At 56.4% G+C, this 9,146-nt stretch carries 5 protein-coding genes; all 5 read left to right on the plus strand.

What is annotated here, in order from left to right; translation table 11 throughout:
- Positions 1-124: 124 nt before the first annotated feature.
- Entirely contained in the window at positions 125-3,049 is a 2,925-nt protein-coding gene (locus Q7O19_RS07535; RefSeq protein ID WP_303809648.1) for a CHAT domain-containing tetratricopeptide repeat protein, read from the plus strand.
- On the plus strand, positions 3,046-3,852 hold the full coding sequence (locus tag Q7O19_RS07540) for a hypothetical protein (protein ID WP_303809650.1): 807 nt from the start codon (positions 3,046-3,048) through the stop codon (positions 3,850-3,852). The genes Q7O19_RS07535 and Q7O19_RS07540 overlap by 4 nt, the downstream gene beginning before the upstream one ends.
- The gene (locus Q7O19_RS07545) at positions 3,849-5,813 is read left to right on the plus strand and encodes an adenylate/guanylate cyclase domain-containing protein (protein WP_303809652.1); all 1,965 of its coding nucleotides are present in this window, start codon (positions 3,849-3,851) and stop codon (positions 5,811-5,813) included. Before Q7O19_RS07540 ends, Q7O19_RS07545 begins: the two co-directional genes overlap by 4 nt.
- Positions 5,803-7,512: a ShlB/FhaC/HecB family hemolysin secretion/activation protein gene (locus Q7O19_RS07550; protein WP_303809654.1), complete on the plus strand. Its 1,710-nt coding sequence runs from the start codon at positions 5,803-5,805 to the stop codon at positions 7,510-7,512. Before Q7O19_RS07545 ends, Q7O19_RS07550 begins: the two co-directional genes overlap by 11 nt.
- 23 nt (positions 7,513-7,535) lie before the next feature.
- Positions 7,536-9,146, plus strand: a 1,611-nt coding sequence (locus Q7O19_RS07555; protein WP_303809656.1) for an autotransporter-associated beta strand repeat-containing protein, incomplete at its 3' end; no start/stop codon positions are given.

Raw genomic sequence — 9,146 nt, forward strand, 5'->3', positions numbered from 1 at the left:
CTGCGCCGGTGCCGCCCTGACTGAGGGCGCAGGCGCCAGCAAGCAGTCACCATCCAACTGTACAGACGCCAGTGCAGGCAAGACTGTGTCTTCGAATGGATCAAGCGTGCAGGATCGGCCTTCGTTGGCAACGCAACTGGTCAAGACGGTCTTGGGCGAGAGCTGTGTGGCGCAGGAACGCCCTGAAGCCCCGGCATCCCGACTACTTCCTCGCGATCTGACCATCATGTGCGAAGGCGTCGCTGCCGGTAGCCTTAGCTACTCCCTTATGTCGACCAGCACAGGCAGTTTGGCCGAAGTGTTTCGGTCGAGCCGGCAGTTTGTGTCGATGGAATCCAAACTCGATTGTGAACCGGCAAAATCTCTGACTGATGGCGATGCGAAAGGGAATGTCCTTGCGTTCCCCTGTCGGCACCGGCGGGATGGTTGGCCAACCTTGGTAATGGTCAGTGCGGCTTCCAATGTGCTGCGCGTTGCTGAAGGTCCGGCATCGGCCTATCCCGTGCTGCGCCAATTGTCGGGATTGGAAGTTGCGACAACCTCGAGAACGCAGCAAGCAGAGCAAGTCCGCTCGCTTTGGTCTACGCCGATCGCCATCGGCAGCGCGGCGGACAAAGAGAAAATCGCAGGCTATCTGAGCAATGCGCGTGCGTCTGCTGGACAGTCCGCCTTTACGGCTGCCGAGCGAGAATTCCGCAAGGCCCTGGAATTACAAGTCCGCCTCTATGGCGAAGACGATATGGCGACGAACGATGTGTTGCTGGACCTTGCAGTCACCGTCAGTAATCAGGGACGCAATGAGGAAGCCGAGGCTTTGATCCGGCGCGCCGCTCCGATCGTGGAAAAGTCCCCCAAGCCTGCCGATCGCGCGCGCATGAGCGGGTATCAGGCCTATGTCGCTGTCAATAAAGGCAACTTTGAAGCCGCGTTGATGCTGGCTCGCGCAGCAACGGCGCAATGGCGTGATATCGTCGCGCAAGCCGCGGGCACTGGTTCGCAATCCTTGTCGCAGTTGCCGGGCATGACCAATGGGCTCGAAGCTGAACTGGCTATGGCGCTTAATCTGGAAGCAGGAATGTTGCTGCGCACTGCCGACGTCACCGGCGCATATGCCAGCGCCGCCGAGGCTGCTCTGATCCTTAAGCGCGTTGATGGCGAGCCATCTTGGTGGGAAAGCGACACGCTTGTCACGCTTGGCAACGTGAGCAGCGCACAGGGCCGCATTTCAGCAGCCGAAGCCTATCTCAAGAAAGCGATAGACCTGCGCAAGAAGGCCTTTGGAGAAGGATTGGCCACCCTTCAGGCGCGTGTCGCGCTTGGGCGAGCATATCAGGCTGAGCATATGAATGTTTCAGCTATCATTGTGTTTCGTGAAGCAATCGCGATTGCAAAGACATTGCCAAGAGACACGGCTCCGATCCGTGCAGACGACATCATTCCGTTTGCCGAAGCCGTTGTTGAGGAAGCGGCACGCTACAGTGACCCTTCGGCAAAGCTCGGTCTGTTCACTGAGGTATTCGACGCCTTTCAAATGGTCAGTTCCCCGATTTTTGACCGGACAATGGCCCTGACGTCGGCGCGGCTGTCCACACAAACGCCGGGGCTTTCGGATCTGCTGCAACGCTTGGATAGCGCAATGCAGAAGGAAACTGGGCAGCGTCTGCAACTGGCGACCGAACAAGCCCGATCAGTTGAGGACCGCAGCGCAGAGGCCGAGGAACAATATTCGACCGAGATTACGGCGCAGGGCAACATCATCGCCGAAGTGCGTAAAAATATCGCTGATCAATTTCCCGATTTTTCGTCTCTGACCGATGCAAAGGGCCCAAACTTGGACCAGCTACGCGGCCGTCTTGGTGTTGACGAAGGAATGCTTGTCTATCTCGTTGGGAGAAAAACATCATTCGTCCAGCTTGTAACGAGGAACAAGACCATAGTTGCACCGGTTACCGTTGGAAGCGCGGCACTCGAGACGGTTGTGGCCCGCCTGAGGCGCGGCCTTGAGATCGAAGGGTCATCGGTAAATGATTTTGACTTGGATGCTGCACATGGTTTGTACCAAGATCTCTTTAGCGGATTGAAAGACGAGATCGCCGACTTAAAGCGGCTTGTGATTGTCACGGCAGGGCCCTTGGTCAACCTGCCATTCGGCGTACTGGTGACAAAGCCGCCCGTGCGCGGCCAATATGCTTCAGCCCATTGGTTAACCAATGATTTTGATATTTCCTATAGTCCGACGATCAGCTCCTTTGTGAATTTGCGATCGACGCGTTTGGTCGGCAAACATGCCCGCAGATTGCTTGCTGTGGGCAATCCGGTGCTGGCACCGCTTCAACGAGCCGCGGCACAGGAAGCCGCGTTCGTCAGCGCAACTAGCAGCTGCCAGTCGGGCGACGTCATCCCGCCGGAATTGCTCCGCTCACTGGCCTCTCTCCCAGATACAGCCAACGAAATTTATAATGTTTCCAAAGCGCTGGGTGGCGACGCAAGCGATATTCTTTTGGGCGAGCGAGCAACTGAACCCGCGCTGCGCGCTCGCAATCTGGCCGAGTATCGTATTCTATATTTCGCCACCCATGGTCTCTTGCCCGGGGAAATCCGCTGTCAATCGCAGCCCGGGATCGTGCTGACGCCGCCAAGCGAACCGGCAGAAACCCATTTTGGCGATGGACTTTTTGACGCGAGCGAGATTGCAGCATTGCCGACGAAGGCCGATCTGGTTGTGCTGTCGGCCTGTAACACAGCGGCTTCGGGCAAGGCTGATGGTGGGCAGTCGCTATCCGGTCTGGCAGCCTCATTTTTTCAGGCTGGCGCAAAGAGCCTGCTGGTGAGCCACTGGCAGGTGCCTTCGGCGGCGACCGGCGCACTCATGTCGTCCATGTTCGATACCCTTTCCAAGACCCCGAGTATGTCCATTGATACGGCCTTGCGCACGGCCCAGTTGGGCCTTTCGAAGGCACCCGGATTTGCGCACCCGTTCTTCTGGGCGGCATTTGTCTTGATGGGTGACGGCGCCACAAAACCACTTGATGAAGAGCTGCGCCAATGAAGCGTGGCACCAACCTTCTTGTGCTCGTGGGCGGTCTCATGATCACTTCACAGCCGCTTGCTGCTCCGATGATCGTCGTCGAAGCGCGAGGCGCTGGTCTTCGACCGGGCATGCGCTTGGACAGTGCGGGAACAATTGATCTGAAGGACGGGGAACGCGTTACCCTTATTGGTGCAGACGGACAGGCTGTGACGCTGCGTGGCACCTATGCGGGAGTGCTGACTAAGTCTGGTGGCGCAACCCAGAATCCTCGACTTGCGCTTGCCGCACTCATTTCAACGCGCAACGACCGTGCAAGCAAAGTCGGTTCGATCCGGTCTGGTGCAAATGCCGCGCCGCTGCCAGACCCGTGGCTCATTGATATTTCAAGAGGGGGTGCGCGCTGTATTCGCGAGAGCCAGCGGCCCATTTGGTGGCGGCCTGACGCCTCTGAGGAGACAAAATTCACTGTCTATCCGATCGACCGCTCGTGGCGCGCCGATTTTGTGTGGCAAAAGGGGCAGGCCCAAATGGCTGCGCCCGATCTTGCCAAGCTGGATGGTGTAAAAACTTTTCTCATACAGGTTCCTGGGCAGGATAACGCCATCAGTCTCAATGTAATTCCAGCTGATGTCGCCGATCCCCTCATCCTGAGCTCATGGATGCTTGAGAAGGCCTGCGTGCAGCAGGCCGATGCATATTTTCGACAGATCCAGTCGGAGATAGATGGGCAAGGGGCTGCGCCACTCCCAGCTTCAAGCCGTAACACCAAAGAGATAGAGACACTTGCGCCAATGGTCGACGCTGCAAAGGGGCCGCAATGAGCAAGGCGCAGAAGCAGGCATTCTCAGCAGCACTGATCGCCATTTTTGCTGCGGTGGCTGCCCTCTGCGCGGTGCGCTTTCTGGCGCCGCTAACAAACCTTGAGAACAAGGTGGCCGACATTCGGGTTGCAGCAATGCAGCCAGCGATAGCGCCCTCGACTGACATTGTGGTGGTCGCGATCAATGAAGATACGTTGACCGCCTTCCCGTATCGCTCGCCGGTTGACCGGGGCTTTCTGGCCGATGTTATCAGCCAAGTGTCTGCAAAGGGGGCACGGGTAATCGGCGTCGATGTTATCATCGACCAGCCAACTGAGCCCACCAAGGACGCGCGTCTCAAGCAGGTCCTGGCGACGACGCCGACACCGCTTTTTCTAAGTTACACCTCTTCCCCACAAATTGTGACGCCCGAACAACTGGCCTTTCTCAATGACTTTGTTCCTGCAAATCAACGGGCAGAGGCGAATTTGTTGTCAGATCCATTTGATACACTGATCCGTAGGATCAATCCTGGCGGCGAAATGAAAAATGGCCGCATGGTGGACACGGCCAGTCACCCTGCCGGCTTTGTTCGCAAGGCCGTCACGCTTTTTGGTGGCAATGCGCCGCTTACACCCGTCGAGATTGCATGGCGCCCTCGCCCTGACGCGGAAAGTCAGCCATTTCCATCGTTCCCCGCGCAATTTGTATCGATCCTTCCAGATGAATTTTTCCGCGGAAAGATCGTTCTGATTGGCGCGACACTGTCCATCACCGATCGCCACATGACGCCACTGTCGATCATTGATGATGGCGATCAAGGCAATATGCCGGGCGTGTTCGTTCAAGCGCACGGCATCAGCCAGTTGCTCGAAAATCGCGCCCCGCCTCGAATGCCGCTTAACGGAGTTATCGCTTTTTCCGCGCTGTTCGCCGCACTGGGCGTCGCCGTCAGCCTCTTCAAGCGCGGTATCATCTTCAATGTTGGCGTTGGCGTCGCAATCCTCGCATCCTATTGGGTCGGGGCGATAGTTGGCTTTGGCTATGGCTTGCCAATGCTGCCCATTATCGGGCCGAGCATCGCATTTGCCTTGTCGATCTGGATGATGGACGTGTTCATTGGCCGGGCAGAACGCAAGCAGCGCGAGTTCGTGCAGGGGACGTTCTCGCGCTACGTCTCTCCGGCCATTGTTGACAGGCTTGTGAAAGATCCGACATCCGTAACCATTTCGGGCGAACGCCAGGAAGCAACGTTCATCTTCACCGATATCGCTGGGTTCACGACGACGTCGGAGCAGATGAAGGCCGAAGATCTCTCCAACGTCCTAAATGATTATCTCGATGGCGCATGCGAAATAATTCTGAGATACGAAGGAACGATCGACAAATTCATCGGCGACGCGATCATGGCAATATTCAATGCACCGATACGGCAACCAGACCATGCCGAACGCGCAGTTCGTTGTGCACTTGAACTAGACGAATACGCCGAAAAATTTCGCATAGATCGCAATTTACGTGACATTCCAATCGGCATTACCCGTATCGGTGTCCATACCGGATATGCTGTCATTGGGAATTTCGGCTCTCACGCCCGCATGGACTTCACGGCGCTTGGTGACACAGTTAACACCGCAGCTCGCACAGAAGGTGTCAATAAATATTTTGGCACACGCATTTGCTGCACGAGCGACGTTGTTGATCTATGTCCAAATCTTCATTTTCGACAGATTGGTGATATTGTTCTTAAAGGAAAAACAATCGCATCAGCACTTTATAACCCTATCGCAAAAACTGACGATCCCAAGTTGATTCAAGAATATGACAAAGCGTATAAATTGCTAACGATGGAATGCGAGGGTGCGAAGGCAGCCTTTGACGACATCGCTGAAGCATTCCCCAGCGATCCGATTGTTCAATTCCACATTGGACGGATCAAAAAAAATATCATTTCGGCGCGTGTGGTAATGGATGACAAGTAAACATCTCGCACAGCTGGAAATCCAACCCCTGCCCGCGGCGGCTGCGGTTATTGCCAGTTTTGGCCTTTTTCTGGCAGGGGCGGCTAATGCTCAAGTCGTGCTGCCGTCGCAAAGCGACATCTCCCGTCAGCGCGTGGCGCCATTGCCGCTTCCGTCCCTCAACTATAACTTTCGTATCCAAAGCCCCGAAAAGTCAGCTGTGCCAAAAGCGGTTGATGAAATTGAATTTTCAATTTCACTTGTCCGCGTAAGCGGAGCCACTTATTTTCCAAAATCTGACGTTGATGCCATTTTTGCGCCGCTAATCGGACGTAAAATTGCTCTACAGGACTTACGCGTCGCAGCTCAAAAGCTTGAGGATCTTTATCGTTCCGAGGGCTTCTTCCTGACACGCGTGTTTGTGCCGCCGCAACAAGTTGAAGGTGGAACGCTGCAAGTGCAGGTGCTTGAGGGTTATATTGGCGATATTTTCGTCGATGGTCCCAATCCATCGTCTACACGGTTGATTGAAAAATTAATGGCGTCGGTTCCCAAAGAACGGCCCGCGCGGTTCAGCAGCCTCGAACGTCATATGTTGTTGATCAACGACATACCAGGGCTGGCCGGCACGACCGTGTTGCAGCAGGGGAGGGCGCTTGGAAGTTCCGAGCTTCTTGTTTCTGCCGTCAAGGTGCCGAACCAGTATCGAGCGACACTTTCAAACACATCGGCAGAGCTGGTTGGACCGTTGTCTTATTCACTTGGCGGAACATTTTCCCAGCCATTTGGTAAGCCGGGTGCGCTGGATTTGACACTGTCTTCGGCAGGACAGCAAATGAGGGAGTTGCGTTCGGTAAGCGTTCGCTATGCCATGCCTATTGGCGCCCATGGCCTTGTGGGCAGCTTTGGCGGGCTTATTGCATTTGCGCGACCAGGTGGTGCGATCAAGGATCTGGATGTGCGCAGTCGTATCATGTCATTTAGCGGTCGGCTGCGCATGCCGCTCGTTCGAAGCCGCAAGAATTCCTTCTACCTGGATCTTGGCGTTGCGCTGAACCGCAACGAGACGAACATTCTGGGTGAACTCCTGTCTGATGACCGCAGTACAGTGGCCGAGGCTACGCTGAGTTGGCAACAGGCGAACTGGCTGAACGGCGACACCAACGCGTCGGTTTCCCTTTTTCAAGGCTTGGTCGTGCTCGGGGCCAATGACGCGACAGCCCCGAAGCCCTCTGTATCCGGCTTCCAGCCCAGATTTCAGCGTGTCGTTTACGCCGTTGCGCGCAACCAGCGCCTTACGTCGCGCGTCAGTGCCCAGTTGAACCTTCAAGGCCAATATTCGACGGACAGGCTGACATCGGGTGAGTTAACAAGCTTTGGCGGGCCAGCCATTGGCCGCGGCTACGATCCCTCGGTCATTACGGGTGAGCGCGGGCTCGGTCTGTCGGGAGAGCTGCGCTACGCGTTCCCCTACGGCGCTGAAAGATTGGTCGAAGGTGTTCAGTTCTACACCTTTGCCGACTATGCGCACGTGACGACGCTCGCCACCGAAATTGCTGACAAGCAGGCCGGCCAGATCAGCTCGTTGGGTTTGGGTGTACGGATGCTGATACTTGGCCGGTTCAACTTCGATGTTCAGGGCGCTCAAGCGCGACTTAAACTTGTTGCTGCGGAAAATATTTCCGCCCGGTTCAACCTTAATGTCCTGGCACTGTTCTGATGATATTGCCCCGGCGCCTTCGATTGAACTTGCTTGCTGCCGTCAGTGCATTGGCGATTTCTGCGGCGCACGCCAGTGACATAGCGGTTTCCAGCGGCACCGTCACCAGTCAAGTAACGGGCAATACAAGGACGATCACCCAAACCACCACCCGTGCTGTTATCAATTGGACCGAACTCTCCGTAGCGGCCGGAGATACGCTGACCTTCGCTCAACCAAATAGCAATTCCATCACGCTCAATCGTGTCGTCGGATCGCCGGTCGCTGGATCGACCAATGTTACGATTGCACCCTCACAGATTAATGGCACAATCTCGGCCAACGGGCAGGTATGGATATTGAATCCCGCTGGTGTGCTTATTGGCACCACCGGGCGGGTCAACGTTGCGGGCTTTATTGCGACAACATTGGCAATTACCGACACCGACTTTAATGCAGCCACAAATACCTTTACTTTTTTGGGCGACAGCACAAACGCGATTACCAACCAGGGGGAAATCACGGCATCGCGCTATGCGGCCTTGGCTGGCAACCGCGTTGAAAATAGCGGTCTTGTTCAGGCCAATCTGGGAACAGTCGCGCTTGGATCGGGCCAGGCGCTCGCCGTCTCTTTCACAGACGATAGGCTTATTTCGTTCGCCGTCTCGGCGCCAGCCACTGGCTCCACCGGCGGTTTGTTGAACGCCGCCGGCGGGCGATTGATTGCAGATGGCGGGCGGGTGCTGATGACAGCGCACGCCGCTTCAGCTGCCGCGGCGGCAGTGATCAACGTGGAGGGCCTCGTACAGGCGCAGACTGCAACCAGTATAAACGGCCAAATTGTCTTAGGTGCCGGCGATTTGGGCAGCATCAATGTTATTGGCACTCTAGATGCAAACGGCGGCACTACGATCAGCTCTGGCACGCTTCAGATTGGCAATGGTGGCACCTCCGGTTCGGTCACCGGCAACATCACGAACAACGGCGCGCTCGCTTTCAACCGATCGGACAACATTGCGTACAGCGGCATTATCTCCGGCTCAGGAAGTCTGAGCAAGTCTGGCGCTGGCACTCTGACGCTTACCGGCACTAATACTTACAGTGGCGGCACTACGATCAACGCCGGCACGCTTCAGATCGGCAATGGCGGCACCACCGGTTCAGTCACCGGCAACATCACGAACAACGCTGCGCTCGCTTTCAACCGATCGGACAGCATTGCGTATAGCGGCATTATCTCTGGAACTGGCAGCCTCACCAAGTCTAGCGCGGGCACGCTGACGCTCTCTGGCACTAACAGCTATACTGGCGCCACCACGATCAGCGCCGGCAGCCTCATAATCGGCGGCGCGGGCACCGCTGGTACAGGAACACTCTCCATCGCGGCGACCGGCTCGGTCTTTGAGTACGCCTCGTCTGCCAGCCAGACCCTGTCCGGCGCCATTACCGGCTCAGGAAGCCTCACCAAGTCTGGCGCGGGCACGCTGACGCTGACTGGCACTAACAGCTACTCTGGCGGCACCACGATCAGCGCCGGCACGCTGGCTATCGGCAGCGATGGCAACCTCGGCTCGGCAACCGCCGGCAACCTTACCCTCAACGGGGGTAACCTCGAGGTCACTGCCAACACTGTCATCAGCGCAACCCGCAACATT

The organism is Sandarakinorhabdus limnophila DSM 17366, assembly GCF_945882885.1.
Lineage (GTDB): Bacteria > Pseudomonadota > Alphaproteobacteria > Sphingomonadales > Sphingomonadaceae > Sandarakinorhabdus > Sandarakinorhabdus limnophila_A.